Source organism: Bacillus sp. JKS001846 (genome assembly GCF_900176455.1).
Lineage (GTDB): Bacteria > Bacillota > Bacilli > Bacillales > Bacillaceae_G > Bacillus_A > Bacillus_A cereus.
The window spans coordinates 2289205-2306747 of record NZ_FWYG01000001.1 but is presented as its reverse complement, the minus strand read 5'-3'; the positions used below and the strand labels follow the sequence as shown (position 1 = coordinate 2306747).

The window sequence follows — 17543 nt, the reverse complement described above, 5'->3', positions numbered from 1 at the left end:
TCACCAATCGGGCTGCCCAGCAAATAGCGGAATAAATCCTTTTAGCTTTGAAGTGAATCTCTCACTTCCATATTCTATTGATTCTTCTTTTCATTCCCTTGCTGGTGGCCCCTATTTTCTTGTTGAGACCCCCTACCATTGTTCCCTTGCTCGTTTCCGTCATTTTCTTTCTGGGATCCTCTTCCATTGTTCCCTTGCCCATTTCCATTATTCCCTTGTTGAGATCCTCTTCCATTGTTCCCTTGCTGATTCCCATTATTTCCTTGTTGAGGATTTCTTCCATTGTTCCCTTGCCCATTTCCATTATTCCCTTGTTGAGACCCTCTTCCATTGTTCTCTTGCTCATTTCCATTATTTCCTTGTTGAGATCCTCTTCCATTGTTCCCTTGCTCGTTTCCATTATTTCCTTGTTGAGATCCTCTTCCATTGTTCCCTTGCTCGTTTCCGTTATTTCCCTGTTGAGATCCTCTTCCGTTGTTCCCTTTCCCATTTCCATTATTTCCCTGTTGAGATCCTCTTCCGTTGTTCCCTTTCCCATTTCCATTATTCCCTTGTTGAGATCCTCTTCCGTTGTTCCCTTGCTGATTCCCATTATTTCCTTGTTGAGCTTCTCTACTGTTATTCTCCTGTTGATTCCCTCTATTTTCTTGCTGAGATCCTCTTCCATTGTTTTCTTTTATTTGCTTCGATGGCTGTTCCTCTGTTTTCTTTTGTTCTTTCTGCTCTTGCTTTTCATATTTTTTTTCTTTTACAGGAGACAAATCGAGTGTTGCATCAGGAGATGACTCCGGGTGTGATTGCACCTCTTCTTCGTTTTCCACCGGATTAGACGGGGTGACAGGAGGCGTAAGTGATTTGTTCTTCTCATTCTCTTGCTTTATATAAACACCTGTGCCAATTCCAGCTTTTCTAGCATTCTCTCGTATTTGCATTGTGCTACTTTGATATTCAACTGTAATATGTTTTAGCTCATATTCTTTCTTTAATTCTTTCATTGCCTTTTCCAAAAGTGGTTCTAGTGCCTTGTCCTTTGCAACAGCTGTTAGCATAACTTGCTTATCATTCGTTAAATACTTATCCTCTTGACTTTGCTTTATAATAGTACGTATTACTTCTTGTAATTGTTTATTTTTCCATTGCTTCAATTCTTTTAAAATACGCCTTCCATCATCATTACAAGCCTGCAAATCTATAACACGAAAATCCTTTGTTACGCTCACCTCTAAACTTGGATTTATATCAACTGAGACGTAAGCAAATACTTTTTCTTCTGGTTGGTTGTAGAAAAACAGCACTGCAAATAGAAAACAAGCAACAAGTATTGATGCAGGCTTTAAAAAGGAAGGAATCGAAAAATGCGATGCTTTTTGTTCTTGCTCATCAAACGAGATTTCCTCCCCGATTATGCAAGAATCCCCTCTTCTTTTACACGTAATAAACTCTCCATTTGGTGTTAAAACAACTACGCTATGCTTTTTTATATCCATCACAATTCCTTTATTCATCATGCTTTTCCCCTCTTATGTAATCCAGAATATATGTATAGTTGTTTGCAAAAATAATACACATTGCAATAATGTATTTTCTATGTCGTTCCAACGTTTTACGACTTACCCTAACACGCGGTTCAATCTGTTTAAGCGGTAACTTTTTCTTTCGGAACAGCTCTTCCATCATTTCCTCTTCTTTTATAATTATTTTCACAATTTCTATTAAGTGCTCACGTGTATCACGATGCTTAGGAGATTCTTTAGCAAGCTCTGAGAATGTGATTTTAAACTCAGCTAGCACACTTTGAAAATGAAGAATTTCCTCCTTACGGTTACTATTTTCCATCTCTTTCATATACTCCGTAAGCGACACTTGCATTTCTAACATTTCCTCTTGCTCATCTTCTTTTAAAAAGACAAAGTTATGTTTAGACTCCTTACGTATATAGTCAATTACATCTCTTTTTATAAGAAGATCAGCAAACGCTAAAAAGGATTTTCCTTTTGTATAGGAATACTGTTCAATTGCTTCGTTAAAAGCAAACAATCCAATGCTATATTCATCATCCTGTTCTGTAATATATCGACGGCAGACAGATGAGATTGATTTTCTAATAAAAGGCTGATACTGTACGATAAACGCTTCTTTGTCTTCTTCGTTGTTTTGTATGTTACATACGATATCTTCTATTTTCGGTTTTCTTAAGATCTTCATTACTAAACTCAACACTTGTAATCTCCCAGCCTCCTTCAAATAGCAAAATGGCCACTACACAAGTGACCATTTAACCAGATTTTCTTGGTACTTTTCTTCGGTCTTGTTTTCTTGCTGTTAGTTATATTTTTCGAGTCTAACTTTTCCCAACGTTTTCTTAATAATTTTCCTTTTCTCTCGGCACTAAAGTTAAGTTTGTATTTTTATCTACTTTCTTATTTTCTACCGTTCGTTTTGCTTATTCTCTTTCTATTTTATCTGCAATCCTTGAATAACTCTTCTCTATATAATTGGTAATTTCATCCTTCCATTTTGGATGCCACTTAATCTAGTAATTTTATTAATACTTCTATATTCTTTCATAGTCATTTTTCTTCTATTTATTTTTTTCACTATACATATTCGGAGGAGTACAAAGTTTTATGGGGGTCAAAAAATATTTTCATAAAAAAATACATATTTATTTCAAAAATAAAAACCATCAATTTGAAAAAGGGTAATCAAATTGATGGTTTTCTTATAATATCTATTAAATTAAGTTGGATTCTCATTATATCTAAAAAAGCACTAACTATTTTCTACCGGTTTTCTCCATTTTTATCTTTCTTGGTTATCATAATATGTCTTATCTGCGTATTTTCTATCATTTCCTTTTAGATAAGCTAAAATTACTTTTGGATTTTTAAGTAAAGTCCAGTCTCCATATGTATCAAATCTTCTGCATGAAGTCATCATTCCATTTTTAATAGTACCGAATTTCTTATTATTTTTCTTTCCCCATTCTTTTAACCGTTTAGCGAAATCTGCATCTTCTGCCATAAGCATGTTTTCATTAAATCCGTTAATTGCCATAAAGTCTTTTCTATAGCACCAAAAAATCCCTACAGATATAGCTCCGTACTTAAAAAGTAGGGGGATGATTATTAACATTGCGGAGAGAAATATTCCTAAAGATATTCTTTCAAACTTTCCATTTACCCCACCACCAATGTATTTACCTGAAGCTAAATATTTATCTACATTAGACAACATAGACTCTGTCATTATGGTATCAGCGTCTATAGTGACGATTATTTCTCCATTAGCTATTTTAGCCCCTGCATTTCGAATTTTAGATAAGTTTTTATCGTTATTTTTCAATGTAACACAATTATAAGATTTTGCTATTTCCTCTGTTTTATCTGTGCAACGATTTAAAACAACTATAACTTCCGTTTGCTCTTTATATGCCTCTGATGCCTTTGCAATTGAATCTAAACATTTTCTAATGTACTTTTCTTCATTGTGTGCAGGAATTATAATAGAAAACTTCACATCTTTTTTCAAATTGACTCCTGAAGATTCGTTTGTCTCAGTCATAATATGCCCCCCTTATTTTATAAGGTAAATATCTGTTATACATAACGTATATTAAAATTCAATAAATTATATGATAGGAACTGCAGGTAAACTATTACTTGAGTATTAAAAAATAAAAACGTTATTCTTTCTAAATAAGCAAAATTACTAGAAAGAATAACGTTTTTTATTAGTTACATTAATATTTTATTCGTTGCTTTATTTCTTCAAAACGAGCATGTATAATTTTTCTGATATCTGGATGATTCTTATATAAAGTAACAGTATACATGATGGAAGATGCAAGAATAGTAGACCATATTAACCAATCTCCAGCATGAGAAAGAACTTTAATTATTTCACTCGTAAATTCTTCCTGTCCGTCATGAAATGTATAGCTGAGTAGTTACCTTATTTTTAAAAAAACATTCTGATTATTTCTTTTTCACTTCTTCTACAAATTCCCATGTCTCTCCGTTATCTTTTGATTGATAAAGTGCACTACTATCGCCATTGTAGTCTCCATCTGCCCCTTGTCCAACTAACATATTAAAAACCCCATCTTTCTCATATGGCATACTAGGAGAATCAAAAGGACTTATTGTGGACTGTGTATGATCTAATTTCACTTCATGCGGCGGATATTCTACCTTTTTGAAAGATACTCCCCCATCATCTGTGCGATATAACTCTCCTTCATTACCAGAAGGCCTAATTGCTCCTAAAAACCCAAGTTTATCATTTATAAAAATGATTCCTGATACACTACCAATCCCCCCATTAAATGGGTCTGGATTGATAACCTCCCATGTTTTCCCTTCATCACTAGTCTTGCTTAATGAATAAAAAGCGCTCCCTAATGCTTTATCTGTCATATTTAGTTTATAACCAACTTCTTTCGATAGGAAAAACTGTTCTTTTTCATTCTTTAAATCTTGTTGTTCCTTCTCTTTAAGCATATCTTCTTTTGGAGGCGTCTTTGATTTACTCCAACTTGCGTCACTTATTAAATTATATCTAGCAGGGACTAGCTCTTTCTCTTTTCCAGGGACAAATATAGATACAGTATATCCAATGATATCAGAAGCTGCTTCTTTAACACTCTGCCTCTTACCATCCTCAGTAATATTAATAATTCCCTCTGTATTGGATCCCCAATTTCTTTTTCCATAATAAATCAACCCATACTTACTTTCATTCCATTTTTTGACCGTTTGCTTAACTGGGATCGCCTTAACCGTTTTAATTAAAGGTTCTACTAATTTATCATCATTATAATCAGGCTTTGCATATCCATCTCGTATTATAGTAATATCTTCTGATTTCTTCTTATTATAAGAGATTAAATAAGTTTCTTCTTTCCCATCAACATTTTTCCCATAAACAAATGTATCAAACGCTGTGATTGTTCCATCTGAATGAAATGTAAGATCAAAATCAGTTGCCATATACAATTTCTTTGGCAAAGGATATTTTTTATTTATATCTTCAAAAATACCTTCTACTCCAGATTTATATATATTATTATGTTTAAGTTTAACTGACCTTTCATGTTTTAACTTTTCTATAAACCATGCCAATTTGCCATTGTAATTTATTGCACTTTTATAAATCTGCATCCCATAAAATGATGTAATTGCAACAATAATGATAATAGAAATGGATCTCCATGCTATTGAATTTGTTAATTTTTTAGATTCATATTCTCTATTTTTTATCACCCGCATTGTAGTAAATGTAGTTATGGATATAAAAAGTACTATACACAATAACAAAATGTAAATATTATAATTCATTCTTCCGTACTTACAGTATAAGGCCAACTCATAGCAAAAGATCCCGTATACAATTATTAGTATTGGATTTGTTACTAATGACAGAAGTATCCTTTTTGTATTTTCTCTAAATATAGAAACCACTCCTAATTATATGAATTACTGATATTAAGTATACTTTATTGTAAAGTAACAAAAAAGCTATTTAATCTTGCCGCAAAAAATACAATAGACATATGAATATTATATTCATGTTAAAAAGGCCAACAATCCAAGATTGTTAGCCTCTACTCCCCATATTCGTATCTTTTATCACTTTACTTCCTTACAACTGGAATCCACATTTCACCAAACACTAAGCCGTTTCTTTTCCCCATCTCAACCGTCGTATTTGGTCCACCAACATAAGCAAACTCATTTGCATCTGGTAAAGCTTGACCGAAGGCGATGCCAGTCAACTTATTACTTAACTCTTCAGCTGTTTTGTCTTCCCCTTTTACTACTAAGTATTCTCCCCTCGGAAACTGAATTACTCTAGATTCTTCTTCTATTTGTGCTTCTGTCATGACACCCGCATAATACATCATTTTGTTATTCACCGCTTCGCTCACAGAAAAAATGTATTCATTTGTCGCTAAAGCTTTTAAAGTGTCCAGCCTTCCATCTTCTTTAACAGCCGACCAAAAGGCTTCCTTTTCTTTATTTATTCCAGCAAAGTCTGTATATTCACTCTTAATTTCAGTTCCAATACCTAACACAATAAAGCTATCTTTTTCTTCTATAGTATAATTTTTCATATGCAAAACCTGCCTCTTTTTTTATTAATCAAACGATTTATCTTTTCATCTGATACGTTTATAATATCTTTAAACCATGTCAAAAAATGATACTGTTTAGGAGACCAACATGAAAAAAGTTGAACGGATCAATACAATTATGCGATATATCAACAACCGCTCCCACTTTACAATTTCTGAAATCATACGAGAATTTAACATATCAAGATCGACAGCTATTAGAGACATTAGAGAAATTGAAGCTATGGGAATGCCACTTGTCGCTGAAGTTGGGAGAACGGGTGGATATTTTGTTATGCATAATTCTATCCTGCCCGTTGTTCGCTTTACTGATAATGAAGTGAAAGCTCTTTTTATTGCCTTTATGGCTACGAGGAATCAACAACTTCCCTACCTAAAGAGTCGTCAATCTTTAGCCGAAAAACTACTAGGACTCATCTCAGAAACCCAGCAGGATGACCTTGTTCTTTTAAATCAACTCTTGCTGTTCCAAGGAACTAATCCTCATAATCCCGATCTACTTGAGCTTTCTGATCTCCCCCATCCTATGTTAGAAAAACTCATTCAAATCCTTCTTTTGGATAACCATTTATTGATTACCATTAAAAAAGATGAAGAAATTAAGTCTTATCCAATTTATCTATTACACCTTTATCAAGAAAAAAGCCATTGGATTATTGAAGGATTTGACTTAAAAGAAGAAAAGAAGTTAATGTTTCCTGTCGATGATCTCATCAATATCGAACCATACACGACGAATAAAAGGCTCAATAAGAAAAAGATTTTAGAAAAACTAAGTAAGAAGGCTGAAGCAATTAACCTTGTACTTGAACTTGGTCCGACAGCAATTGCCCAGTTCAAAAAATACCATCCTTTAAAAATTTCAATATCTTATACTAATCCTTACCAATCCACAGCCATTTTAAAAACTTTTATCAATGTTAACAATCCCGATGAAGTGACGGAAATAATAAATTGGCTGCTTTTTCTAGGGAAAGATATTAAAATCAAAGAAATACCCGATGAAGTATTAGCAGATTTACAAAAACGAGTGTGCTTATACATTCCATAAGCAGTGAGCCTCAAATATTAAGCTTTATCACTGGACAATTATTCTATTTTTAAATACCATTTCATTTACTACAATGAGAGCATGATAAATAATAAAAGCACGGAAAATCTCCCGTGCTTTTCTAAATATATATTATTCCTGAAGGTTTCGTTTATCTCGTTTCTTACCCTAACTGACGTTTAAATGCTTTACTGGCGAAAAAGTAAGAGATGACCATTATACCTACGCACCAAGCGAGCGCAATCCAAATATCGTTTCCAACAGTTCCTTCATATAAAAGAGCACGAATCGCATTCACGATTGAAGTTACAGGCTGATTCTCTGCAAACGCACGAACAATTTTTGGCATCGTTTCGGTAGGTACGAAGGCTGAACTAATAAATGGAAGAAAAACTAGTGGGTACGAGTAGGCTGTCGCCCCTTCCATAGACTTTGCCGTCAGCCCTGGAATGATAGCCAACCATGTTAGCGCTAACGTAAACATTCCTAGTATCCCAGCTACTGCAAGCCAATCTAGAATATTCGCACTGGAACGGAAACCCATTAAGAGCGCAACAAGAATAACTACAACGATAGTAAGTACATTAGCAACAAGAGAGGTTAAAACATGAGCCCACAATAACGATGAACGCTTAATAGGCATCGTAATGAAACGTGCCATCAGCCCACTCTTTACATCCGTAAAGAGTCGCACGGAAGTGTAAGCTACACCGGATGCGATAGCCATTAGCAAAATTCCCGGCAATAAATAATTGACGTAGTTATCTGTTCCTGTCTGTATAGCCCCACCAAATACGTATACAAACAATAGCATCATCATAATCGGTGTAATCGCTACCGTAATAATTGTATCTGGACTACGCATAATATTGCGCATTAAGCGCCCAAGTAATAGCCCTGTTTTGCTTTTCATTTACATCTCCTCCTTTTTGCCAATGATCGCAAGGAATATTTCTTCCAATGTAGGCTGCTTCTCGATATACTCCACTTTTGCCGGTGGGAACATCTCTTTCAGTTCAGTAAGAGTACCTGTCGTAATAATTTTTCCGCCATGCAAAATAGCGATACGGTCTGCCAGTTGTTCTGCTTCCTCTAAGTACTGAGTCGTAAGCAAAATAGTTGTACCACTATCAGCAAGTTCCTTGACTGTATCCCACACTTCAATCCGCGCTTCAGGATCGAGTCCAGTCGTTGGTTCGTCAAGAAAAATAACTGCTGGCCCCCCAATCAAACTCATCGCGATATCAAGCCGGCGCTTCATCCCACCTGAATACTGATCTGCCCTTTGGTTTGCCGCATCAGTCAGGCTAAATCTTGCAAGTAGATTGTCAGCAACTTGAGCGGGACTGGAAACACCACGTAATTTGGCGATCATTATCAAGTTTTCCCTCCCTGTCAGCATACCGTCTAAAGCTGCGAACTGCCCTGTCAAACTGATACTTTGACGAACATGGTCTGGTTGACGCTGTACATCAAATCCGCAAATACTTACTTCACCGCTATCTTGCTTCATTAGCGTCGAAAGGATGTTAACCGTTGTCGTCTTTCCCGCTCCATTTGAGCCTAGCAGCGCGAAAATTTCTCCACGCTGCACCTCAAAATCTACCCCTTTTAAAACTTCCTTGTCTTTAAAGGATTTTTTCAAGCCTTTTATAGAAATCGCTGCATTACTCATACTTTTTTCCTCCCTATAAAAATGTTTTGCGGAGATAATTTATTTACCTCTATCTATTTAGTACCACTGATATTCTGTACCACTTAGTACCAAGCTAAAAATATAACTGAATAGCTATGGTGGCAATTCATATGTGTAACCAGCTAATCAGTCGGTATTACTTATTCCATTTATTTTTTTCTCAATTTCTTCATAATACTTTCATTCAAATCTTCACGATACTTGGAGACGTAAGTTTTAGCATTTGCCACTAGTTCGTCAGCAAAGGAAGCCACGTCATCCCCAGTAATGTCAAGCACTTGTCTTCCTTCTGCTGCACCAGCTTCAAACAAATCGATTAATTCATACTGTATGTGTAACATATCCATCCCGTTACCCGCTGAGAAATTCCACATGTAGTTTTGAATTTTCTTAAATACAAATTGGTAGTCCTCTGGCAGAGCCTCAACTCGTGCCATCATCATTTTGTACTCTTTTTTATCACCAATTAACTTTTTAAACATTTCTAACATCTTATTTTCCTCCTTTTTTATAAAACCGAACAAGAAATTCCCAAAGTATCGGCCGGAACATTTTATCTTATGAACCTATTTTGACTTCAAGACGTTAATTTTTGACGATACAAAATCCCATTTTTTCCAAAACAATTCAAGCTCTTGGCGGCCCTCTTCATTTAATGAATAAAACTTACGAGGCGGTCCCATATCTGATGGTTTCTTTTCAATATTCACAAGCTTTTTCTTCTCTAATCGTACAAGGATGGTATACACCGTACCTTCCACAACTTCAGTAAACCCAAGATCATTCAGATGGCGGGTAATCTCATAGCCATACGTTTCACGGCGACTGATGATTTCCAGTACACACCCTTCCAGTGAACCTTTTAGCATTTCAGTTAAATTTTCCATGTCCTGATCCTCCTTTACCCCCTATTCTGTCTGACTTATATTCAGTATCACAGAGTACTAAGGCGAATTTTTTACTGAATAGCTTTTGAGTAAAACCACACTATTCAGTATTACTTATTACAACTACATTGTATGACTAAGTAGTTGTGGATGTCAACTTTATTTTCAAAAAAATTAAAAATCCGCTTTACCCTAACCAGATACAGCCTCCTTTTTTGTTGTAAGGGCCATCAAACTAGTAAAACAGAGCTGATTCAAAGTGTAATTTAAATCAGCTCTGCTTTATTGTTTTCATACCGTTATATCTTGTTTTTTCACGATACAAATTGTTTCTCCCTACCATTCCCATTGCATATAAAGCATAAAGGCAAGTGCGGTCAGAGAAAATTTCCAGAGATTATCCGTACATGATACGAGCCCCAAAAATACAATTCTATTAGAAATCTGTTCTCTATATTCTCTTTTATTTTATTTCTGATAGTTGATTAGCAACACTATCTAAAAATTTTTCTACCTTTTCTTTTGATGTATCCGGCGCATGATAACCGATCGTAAATGTAAGCCTTCCATTATAAGAGCTTGCTCCCATTGAAAAGAATGGTGCATACATAATAGGTGATGTCATATACCCGTCCTCAGCTTGAATTTCACCAAACTGAATAGGTTCCTCAGCGATTACTCCCAAATTTGTCAGTAATGGCAACGCCATCCCCATCTGTACAGCCTGTTCATATTGCTGATTATACATTTCCTTCACTGTAGATAGCTTCATTTCTGCCAGTAACTCCATTCCTGCTGCTGAAGAAAGACCTGGATTTTGAGACTTTATTTTATCCATTGATTGTTTAACTCGAACAAGAGTCTGCTTAAATGTTTCATCGTCTTCCATTTTAATCACTGGCATTTCCATACCGGATAAGTTGCAAATAGCACCAGTTGTATTATTAGGCAGATATCGACGTAAATCAATTGTCAAGCCAATCATTTTTTCTGCAGTGCGCGGTTCTGCATACACAGTGAAATGTGATAAAGCTCGGAAGTATGCAGTCATGATTACATCATTCAAGGTAGCCTGTTGAGCTTTTGTCCATTGGGTTAAACGTAGAGTTTGCTCATGGCTCAATCGCCGTACGGACATTTGGGGAAATTTATTTTTGTTAGGTTGAGATGGAAAAGACCATAACGATGCCTGTTGTTCTTGGTTAGGACGATACGCACTTTTTATGTCCGATATTCCAGCGTATTTGAATACATGTGATTGATCTCGACAACTCTCATTTCCCTCATCAAATTCCTTTATAATTTGCTTCTTAGACCGTCCCAATGAAAGGTGAGTATATATCATTCCAAGCAATTTAATATATTCCTTGACTCCTGCACCATCTGAACATAGATGAGACAATTTCACAACTAACATATCTGTTGTAGTGCCCCGTAATAATTTCGTTTGAACCATAGGCCCCTGAATACGATCACCAGGTTCCTTAATAAAATCTATTGCCATTATTTCAAGTTCTTGATTATTTCCTTCTGCAAAAAAGCAAATAGATGAGTTAGTGTCAGATGAATGTTCCTCCCAGTAAGGAATATCATTTTCTACAAACCGGCTGTTCAAAACTGGTTGCAATTGCAACGTTATCCTTACTGATTCTTCAAGTATATCCTTTGATATACCTACAGGAAAATAAAGAACTGCATTAATTTGTTGATCTGCAGAATAAAGACCTAATACATAATTCATTCGATCTTGTGGTGTTACTGAATACTTTCTTTTCTCCATAATTCCGTCCCCCTTTAGGACTTTTTGTATAACCCTATTTTCCATATGCTTATAATTTTTCTTCAAGAGCTAATAACGCTTATTTTTCGAATTTTTAACGAAATCATCTTCTCCGTATTGGTTTCATTCTTTTTGCAGGTGATATATTCATTATTTTATTGTTATTAACACTGCCTAACCCCACAATAAAACCAAACAAGAATAAATTAAGTTTATATATACGTAAACATTTTATTATAACGTCTATAAATTATCAATACAGCAAATAAATCATTTTTATGTCTGTCAATAAAAAACAATATATTCAAGGGCCACTTCATAATAAAAGATTGATGTGAATGTAAATGTACCCATATCACTTTCAAAATAAGAATGAGAATTTTTTCAACAAAAATAAGCTGCAGTTATTGATTTTACAGTAAAAAAAGCCCCTCCATTTTGAAAATGCGCAATCAAAATGAGTAGGGCTATTTCTAATTTAAATTTTATAAAAGAATGATTATCATAAATAATATTTTAATTTTTAGTCTACCTTATTATTTTCAATCCATTTTCCTAATAAATGAATGGATTTTATTCATATAATTTGAGGTGGTATCGTTGGTTTTTAAAAATAGAAAGCTTATTTTCAAATCAAATGAAAAAGAGGTAAAATTATAGATATTCATGTAGAAATTTCGTTTTGGGGATACTTAAAATCTTAAGGTGATGGGCATGTGGTGTTACACTTTAAAAGCTTTATAAAATTATAAAATTTATAGATATAGCAGATTTTCTTTATTAATAATCATTTGTATGTACGTTTACTCACATACATACAAATGATTTATAAAGCTACAATTAAGTGAAAACATCTTTTCCGTTACGATAACATCATAGCCATGTCTTCTGCTGCATTTGTAATTAGTTTTAAACCAAATGTTTCTTGTAATACATCAAGCACGCCAGGTGAAATAAATTCAGGAGCCTTTGGACCGATGCGAATATCTTGAATCCCAAGACTAAATAGCCCGAGTAAAATGGCAACCGCTTTTTGTTCAAACCATGATAGCACAATACTTACTGGCAATTCATTCACTTCACATTGGAAAGCATCAGCTAAAGCAGCCGCTATTTTCACTGTAGAAATTGAATTATTGCACTGTCCTAAATCAATGTAACGCGGAATTTCCGTACCAGGTACAACACCGTAATCCACATCATTAAAGCGGAATTTCCCGCAAGAAGTTGTTAAAATAACCGTTTCTGGCGGAAGTGACGTTGCTAATTCACGATAATATTCTCCGCCTTTTCCCGGTGCATCACAACCGGCGATAACAAAGAAACGCTTTATTTTCCCCTCTTTTACTGCATCAATAATTTCTGGAGCTAATGATAATACTGTATTATGATGAAACCCTGTCACTAACTGTTCATCCGACTCCATATGTACTTCTGGAAGTTCTAGTGCTTTTTGAATTAATGGTGTAAAATCATCATTTTCAATTTTTTGTACACCTTCTAAACCTGCAATGTCATATGAAAAGAATCGATCAGAGTACGAGCCTTTAATTGGCATAACACAGTTCGTTGTAGCTAATATGGCACCAGTAAATTTTTCAAAAAGGCGTCTTTGATCATACCATGCCTTACCGATGTTTCCTTTTAAATGTTTATATTTTTTCAGCTGCGGGTATCCGTGTGCTGGTAGCATTTCAGAATGCGTATAAATATTAATGTCTTTTCCTTCTGTTTGCTTTAATAGTTCTTCTAGTGCAAATAAATTATGACCCGTAACTACAATTGCTTTACCTTCTACACGATTTTGTGTAATTTGTACAGGCTCTGGCACACCAAAATGATTCGTATGTGCCTCATCTAATAATTCCATCACCCGTAAAGCTGATTTCCCCACTTTCATAGCCATATCAATATGCTCTTGTTCGTTAAAGTTAGAATTTGTTAATGTCATATATAAAGCTTCTTGTGTTGTAGCATCTACAAATGCATCCGTATATCCTAGCTGAGCAGCATGTGTGCGATAAGCTGCAATTCCTTTTAGCCCAAACACAATCGTATCTTGTAAACTCGCAATCGTTTCATTCTTGCCGCACACACCCATTACTTTACATCCGCCTGCTGGCGTTTGTTCACATTGATAACAAAACATATCATCCCACCCTCTCCCAATCATTCATTACACCTTAAGCATAATACCCATTGAAAAAAAGTGATGTGATATCAATCACAATAATATATAAAGATTTGTGACAGTTCATATTGTTGACATAATATTTTTATTGACACTAAAAAATATGCATTAGTGTGCACACATCTTTCGATACTTTTAAATAGCTAATTAATTTGGAGAAATATATACAACGAAAAAAATTTTTGAATCCCATGTACAAATAGTTGCAATTCATCACATATGAAAATAGACATAAAAATACGCTCTTCTTTCTATCATTCAATAGAAAGAAGAGCGTATTTTTCATTTTAAGGAACTATCATTTTTTATTAAAGTCTTTATTGTAAACCTTTTCATTTACAATACATTTACATTATCTTAACATTACTTACATTATTTATATGATATATTTATATAGAAGCTACTTAAGAAATTTCATATACATTTTATCTTTATGATCTCTTATCTAATCAATAAAAAGATCATGTTATATTTTTATAACAGGGGTGAATTACGATGACTGAAACTTTAAAAACACTTATAATGCTTGATGCTACTTATGTTGTTATAGCAATTATGACAGTACTAGTATTTGTATACTTGGAATTAAAATCTCAGTAATATATGCTGACGTAATCAACAGATTCAGCATTTAAATATAGTTAGAAGAAAGAGAGGAGAAAATTATTTCTCCTCTCTTTTGTATTTCTACAATTTCTTATTTTAATAAATCCAATGTATGTAAAAGTAATCCTTTGTTCCCTACTTCTCCATGACCAGGCACTACTACATTTATATTTCTATATCGCTTCAGCACATTCTCAATCGATGTAGACCATTCATTTACATAAGCATCCGCAACGTTTCCTAAATCTTTCGCGGACGTAGATTTCACTAAACAGCCTCCAACTAAAATATTGTATTGCGGTAACCATACGACAATATTATCTTCTGTATGCCCTTTCCCTGGATAAAATGTTTCTACTTTCATATTTCCAAACTTCAAATTTGTAACGGTTTGTAAATCTCCAAGCGGTTCTTCATATCCATTTTTCTTTGCTAGTTCTGCAGTTAATGCTGTACTATGCGCTTTAATGCCTCTTTCTTTCAACGTTTTTATTCCGCCAATTCGATCAGCGTGCGCATGTGTAATAATGACATCCGTTACGCGCTTCTGAAATTTCTTTTCTACCATTTCTATTAGTTCCTTCGTTAATTTGTCATCCCAAGAAGAATCCACAAGTACTAACCCTTTAGAAGTATTAAGAACTAGACCGTTCGAAGGAACTGCTTCTCCATTAAAAGAACCTAACTCCGTATGAACCCATACATTCTTGTTTAACTGAGATATTGAAATGGTTCCCGTCTCATTTTTTATTACTGTTTTCTCTACCTTTTGTGATGCTTGTACAGAAGAAATTGTGCTAACAAATTGAATTGTTCCTAGTAAACCTACACATAATCCTACTTTTAACAACGTATTCTTTTTCATGTTATCAACCCTTTCTTTCAAGCTAAATAGTTATTACCTATATTAGACAATTCATCTCAAATGTTTGTTCCATATAATTGGACACTTTATTATCGCCGCTTATGTAAATACACGCATGGCGCAGTGAAAAAGATCACCCAAATGGATGATCTTTTTTATAATTTATCAACATATTGCTTCGCTTCTAGTAAGGAAAAACCAAAAGCTTCTCTTACTCTCTTAACTGCTGTAACTTTTTTTCCTTCTTCTACAAGCTGGCGTAGTTCTTTATTAATTTCAGGTTCTCTTTCTACAATTCCCATTTCTTTCGTAATTAATTGTAATCTATCTTCAATTCTCTTTAAACGCGCATCATTTTTCTTTTCAATTGTAGCTAATTTTTCAGCGATATAAATGAAACCAAAGGCTAATATCAGTATAACCATCCAGAATTCCATAAATGTTCCCCCTTACTAACTTTCATTTGTTTTATTTCACTAACTTATCAGCTTTAGTTATTGAAATCATTCATTCCTTACAAGGAAAGGGCAAACTAAAACTTTCTCAAAAATTTGTACTAGACATGATTTCTCCTCAAGGTTGCTCAAAATGGACTGGATTAGGTGTTTTTCTAGATGATTCTAATGAAGAATTACAGATTTATTCACTCGGATGGGGCGTCGGATTTCAATGTATGATGGTTTGTTATCCATACTGCGGGAATGGTGCTGTTATTATGACCAATTCCGATTTAGGTGTTCATCAAATGGAAGGGATCATTGGTGAGGTTGTAAAAACGTTATCCTTATATAGATAAAGAAGCTGTTCCTTCCAGCTTCTTTATCTATATAACATTTTTCGCAACAATTTTTATATGTTCTGGTGCGATAATTTCCGTTATACTTTCTTGGAAATCTTCCCGCAACATTTCTTCCAAATGTTCTAACTGCACTTCAACATGTGTGCATTCTAAATTATGTATATTTAACAGTGCATAATGATCTTTTTTCTTAATTACTAAATATTGATTTTCCTCTGTCACAAGTACAGAACCTAATCGGACTCCTAATAAGCGTTGATCATCAAACTTCATAATTACTTCTCCTTCCCTCATATAAACAAAACTACAATGAAAATAATTACATTTATGGAAAAACACGCTTATTTAGACTATATCATAATTTACTAAAATAGAAATATCTTTTTCTGTTTCAATAAAAATCCCTATTCTTTCATATATTTCGATACAAAAAACTTTCTCAACATTAAATTTGAATTTTCAGTTTTTAATTCCGTAAAAATCTATTATAATAAAGTTAATAAATGTTTGACCTCTCCTAATTCATGTACATATGGATGATCAGTAGTTATCGCTACTGATCTATTTTTTTGATTTCAGAAAGTACATACGCTGCATCCTTTCCTACACCACAAATAAGTGCGGAACCCCTTTGAGATTGCCATGGTAAACCGATATAATACAATCCTTTTACTGGACTGATTCCCTTTATATGATTAGGAAATCCTTTCTCATTCACTGCCTGTTCAATTTCAATCCAATTATAATTTTGAACAAAACCAGTTTACCATAAAGTAAACTCCCCTTCATTCTATCTTCCCAGTCTTTAGCGCCTGTGCCCAGTCATATCTTTCTTGTTGAACAGCCAATCCAGCAGCTTCTTCCCAATTATAAGGAACTGAAATTTGTTCAATTGTCCATTCTCCCAAAACCTTTTCTATCACTACATATTTTGCATGCGGAGTTCCTGATTCCATTTTATGCATAACAGGTAACTCATCTTTGTATGCTGGAAGTCCTACACTTCCTGGATTTATAATGATCTTTCCGTTCGCTAAATAAACAACTCTAGGAATATGTGTATGACCACATACTATTATTTTTTGTTCTATATTTTGGAGTTGATCCATTATATTTTTTTCATTCTTTAATATTGCACCATTCTCATTCATCTCTTCTAACAAATACACTTCATCTGAAGTTGGCGTACCGTGACAACATAACATATCGTCTACAATAAATTGTGAAGGATGTTGTTTTAACCAACCTATATGATAATTTGTTAATTGATTTTGAACAAAAGTTAGTGTAGCAGATTGCTCTTGTATAGGTTCCCAAAGCATGCGATCCCAATTGCCTTTAATATGTATCATCTCGCTACTCATTAATATTTCAATTGTCTCTAGAGGCTCTAACGGCCCATACACACTATCTCCTAAATTTATTATCATTTCGACCTTGCGACGTGTAATATCTTTTAATACCGATTTTAAAGCGTGACTATTTCCGTGGATATCTGAAATTATAGCTATTTTCATCTTAATCCCTACTTT

The 17543-nt window shown here is 34.2% G+C and carries 16 protein-coding genes and 3 pseudogenes; 2 read left to right on the top strand and 17 right to left on the bottom strand.

Annotated features, from left to right (window positions below):
• Window positions 1-74: 74 nt before the first annotated feature.
• The 6 genes and pseudogenes from B9A45_RS12425 to B9A45_RS12395 all read right to left on the bottom strand — a co-directional run bounded on the left by B9A45_RS12425 (window position 75) and on the right by B9A45_RS12395 (window position 6115).
• On the bottom strand, window positions 75-1508 hold the full coding sequence (locus B9A45_RS12425) for an anti-sigma factor domain-containing protein (RefSeq protein ID WP_084064083.1): 1434 nt from the start codon (window positions 1506-1508) through the stop codon (window positions 75-77).
• On the bottom strand, window positions 1498-2220 hold the full coding sequence (gene sigI, locus B9A45_RS12420; protein WP_002101143.1) for an RNA polymerase sigma factor SigI: 723 nt from the start codon (window positions 2218-2220) through the stop codon (window positions 1498-1500). The genes B9A45_RS12425 and sigI overlap by 11 nt, the downstream gene beginning before the upstream one ends.
• Window positions 2221-2802: 582 nt before the next feature.
• A complete protein-coding gene (locus tag B9A45_RS12415) occupies window positions 2803-3564 on the bottom strand; it encodes a glycosyltransferase family 2 protein (protein WP_084064082.1) in 762 nt (253 codons plus the stop codon).
• 178 nt (window positions 3565-3742) lie between these two features.
• Window positions 3743-3937: pseudogene (locus B9A45_RS12410) on the bottom strand (hypothetical protein); the annotation flags it as partial.
• 40 nt (window positions 3938-3977) lie between these two features.
• On the bottom strand, window positions 3978-5462 hold the full coding sequence (locus B9A45_RS12405; protein ID WP_023901655.1) for a WD40/YVTN/BNR-like repeat-containing protein: 1485 nt from the start codon (window positions 5460-5462) through the stop codon (window positions 3978-3980).
• 173 nt (window positions 5463-5635) lie between these two features.
• Complete coding sequence (locus B9A45_RS12395; RefSeq protein WP_000801032.1) at window positions 5636-6115, bottom strand: GyrI-like domain-containing protein; 480 nt, start codon at window positions 6113-6115, stop codon at window positions 5636-5638.
• A gap of 109 nt (window positions 6116-6224) precedes the next feature.
• Here B9A45_RS12395 and B9A45_RS12390 point away from each other — a divergent pair, with 109 nt between their 5' ends.
• Window positions 6225-7187: a helix-turn-helix transcriptional regulator gene (locus B9A45_RS12390; RefSeq protein ID WP_000755059.1), complete on the top strand. Its 963-nt coding sequence runs from the start codon at window positions 6225-6227 to the stop codon at window positions 7185-7187.
• A gap of 163 nt (window positions 7188-7350) precedes the next feature.
• Here B9A45_RS12390 and B9A45_RS12385 read toward each other — a convergent pair whose 3' ends face one another.
• The 8 genes from B9A45_RS12385 to B9A45_RS12345 all read right to left on the bottom strand — a co-directional run bounded on the left by B9A45_RS12385 (window position 7351) and on the right by B9A45_RS12345 (window position 15649).
• Entirely contained in the window at window positions 7351-8100 is a 750-nt protein-coding gene (locus B9A45_RS12385) for an ABC transporter permease (protein WP_084064081.1), read from the bottom strand.
• Window positions 8101-8862, bottom strand: coding sequence for an ABC transporter ATP-binding protein (locus tag B9A45_RS12380; RefSeq protein ID WP_084064080.1), 762 nt, complete (start codon window positions 8860-8862; stop codon window positions 8101-8103). It lies immediately after the preceding gene.
• 170 nt (window positions 8863-9032) lie between these two features.
• Window positions 9033-9374, bottom strand: a complete 342-nt coding sequence (locus B9A45_RS12375; RefSeq protein WP_000891986.1) for a DUF1048 domain-containing protein — start codon at window positions 9372-9374, stop codon at window positions 9033-9035.
• 75 nt (window positions 9375-9449) lie between these two features.
• Entirely contained in the window at window positions 9450-9770 is a 321-nt protein-coding gene (locus B9A45_RS12370) for a PadR family transcriptional regulator (protein WP_000429488.1), read from the bottom strand.
• A gap of 463 nt (window positions 9771-10233) precedes the next feature.
• Window positions 10234-11550: a condensation domain-containing protein gene (locus B9A45_RS12365; protein WP_069604675.1), complete on the bottom strand. Its 1317-nt coding sequence runs from the start codon at window positions 11548-11550 to the stop codon at window positions 10234-10236.
• Between the two features lie 862 nt (window positions 11551-12412).
• Window positions 12413-13699 carry a hydroxylamine reductase gene (hcp, locus tag B9A45_RS12360; RefSeq protein WP_016512509.1) on the bottom strand — a complete coding sequence of 429 codons (1287 nt, stop codon included), beginning with the start codon at window positions 13697-13699 and terminating at the stop codon, window positions 12413-12415.
• A gap of 739 nt (window positions 13700-14438) precedes the next feature.
• Window positions 14439-15212 (bottom strand): BcII family subclass B1 metallo-beta-lactamase, encoded by a 774-nt coding sequence (bla2, locus tag B9A45_RS12350; protein WP_044584721.1) that lies wholly within the window; start codon window positions 15210-15212, stop codon window positions 14439-14441.
• Window positions 15213-15367: 155 nt separating this feature from the next.
• On the bottom strand, window positions 15368-15649 hold the full coding sequence (locus B9A45_RS12345; RefSeq protein WP_006929472.1) for a hypothetical protein: 282 nt from the start codon (window positions 15647-15649) through the stop codon (window positions 15368-15370).
• A gap of 38 nt (window positions 15650-15687) precedes the next feature.
• On the opposite strand from B9A45_RS12345, the pseudogene B9A45_RS12340 reads away from it, so the two are divergent.
• Window positions 15688-16008, top strand: a pseudogene (locus B9A45_RS12340) (penicillin-binding protein); the annotation flags it as partial.
• Between the two features lie 27 nt (window positions 16009-16035).
• Here B9A45_RS12340 and B9A45_RS12335 read toward each other — a convergent pair.
• From B9A45_RS12335 to B9A45_RS12325, 3 genes and pseudogenes are all read right to left on the bottom strand, one after another.
• Complete coding sequence (locus B9A45_RS12335) at window positions 16036-16284, bottom strand: hypothetical protein (protein ID WP_000666948.1); 249 nt, start codon at window positions 16282-16284, stop codon at window positions 16036-16038.
• Between the two features lie 280 nt (window positions 16285-16564).
• Window positions 16565-16783 (bottom strand): annotated as a pseudogene (locus B9A45_RS12330) (oxidoreductase); the annotation flags it as partial.
• 13 nt (window positions 16784-16796) lie between these two features.
• The gene (locus tag B9A45_RS12325; RefSeq protein ID WP_084064079.1) at window positions 16797-17528 is read right to left on the bottom strand and encodes a metallophosphoesterase family protein; all 732 of its coding nucleotides are present in this window, start codon (window positions 17526-17528) and stop codon (window positions 16797-16799) included.
• Between the last annotated feature and the right edge of the window lie 15 nt (window positions 17529-17543).

Excerpts from the sequence above, each read along its gene's own strand:
- B9A45_RS12425 (WP_084064083.1), bottom strand. The coding sequence starts at position 1,508 with ATGATGAATAAAGGAATTGTGATGGATATAAAAAAGCATAGCGTAGTT.
- B9A45_RS12415 (WP_084064082.1), bottom strand. The coding sequence starts at position 3,564 with ATGACTGAGACAAACGAATCTTCAGGAGTCAATTTGAAAAAAGATGTG.
- B9A45_RS12395 (WP_000801032.1), bottom strand. The coding sequence starts at position 6,115 with ATGAAAAATTATACTATAGAAGAAAAAGATAGCTTTATTGTGTTAGGT.
- B9A45_RS12390 (WP_000755059.1), top strand. The coding sequence starts at position 6,225 with ATGAAAAAAGTTGAACGGATCAATACAATTATGCGATATATCAACAAC.
- B9A45_RS12385 (WP_084064081.1), bottom strand. The coding sequence starts at position 8,100 with ATGAAAAGCAAAACAGGGCTATTACTTGGGCGCTTAATGCGCAATATT.
- B9A45_RS12380 (WP_084064080.1), bottom strand. The coding sequence starts at position 8,862 with ATGAGTAATGCAGCGATTTCTATAAAAGGCTTGAAAAAATCCTTTAAA.
- B9A45_RS12375 (WP_000891986.1), bottom strand. The coding sequence starts at position 9,374 with ATGTTAGAAATGTTTAAAAAGTTAATTGGTGATAAAAAAGAGTACAAA.
- B9A45_RS12370 (WP_000429488.1), bottom strand. The coding sequence starts at position 9,770 with ATGGAAAATTTAACTGAAATGCTAAAAGGTTCACTGGAAGGGTGTGTA.
- B9A45_RS12365 (WP_069604675.1), bottom strand. The coding sequence starts at position 11,550 with ATGGAGAAAAGAAAGTATTCAGTAACACCACAAGATCGAATGAATTAT.
- hcp (WP_016512509.1), bottom strand. The coding sequence starts at position 13,699 with ATGTTTTGTTATCAATGTGAACAAACGCCAGCAGGCGGATGTAAAGTA.
- bla2 (WP_044584721.1), bottom strand. The coding sequence starts at position 15,212 with ATGAAAAAGAATACGTTGTTAAAAGTAGGATTATGTGTAGGTTTACTA.
- B9A45_RS12345 (WP_006929472.1), bottom strand. The coding sequence starts at position 15,649 with ATGGAATTCTGGATGGTTATACTGATATTAGCCTTTGGTTTCATTTAT.
- B9A45_RS12335 (WP_000666948.1), bottom strand. The coding sequence starts at position 16,284 with ATGAAGTTTGATGATCAACGCTTATTAGGAGTCCGATTAGGTTCTGTA.
- B9A45_RS12325 (WP_084064079.1), bottom strand. The coding sequence starts at position 17,528 with ATGAAAATAGCTATAATTTCAGATATCCACGGAAATAGTCACGCTTTA.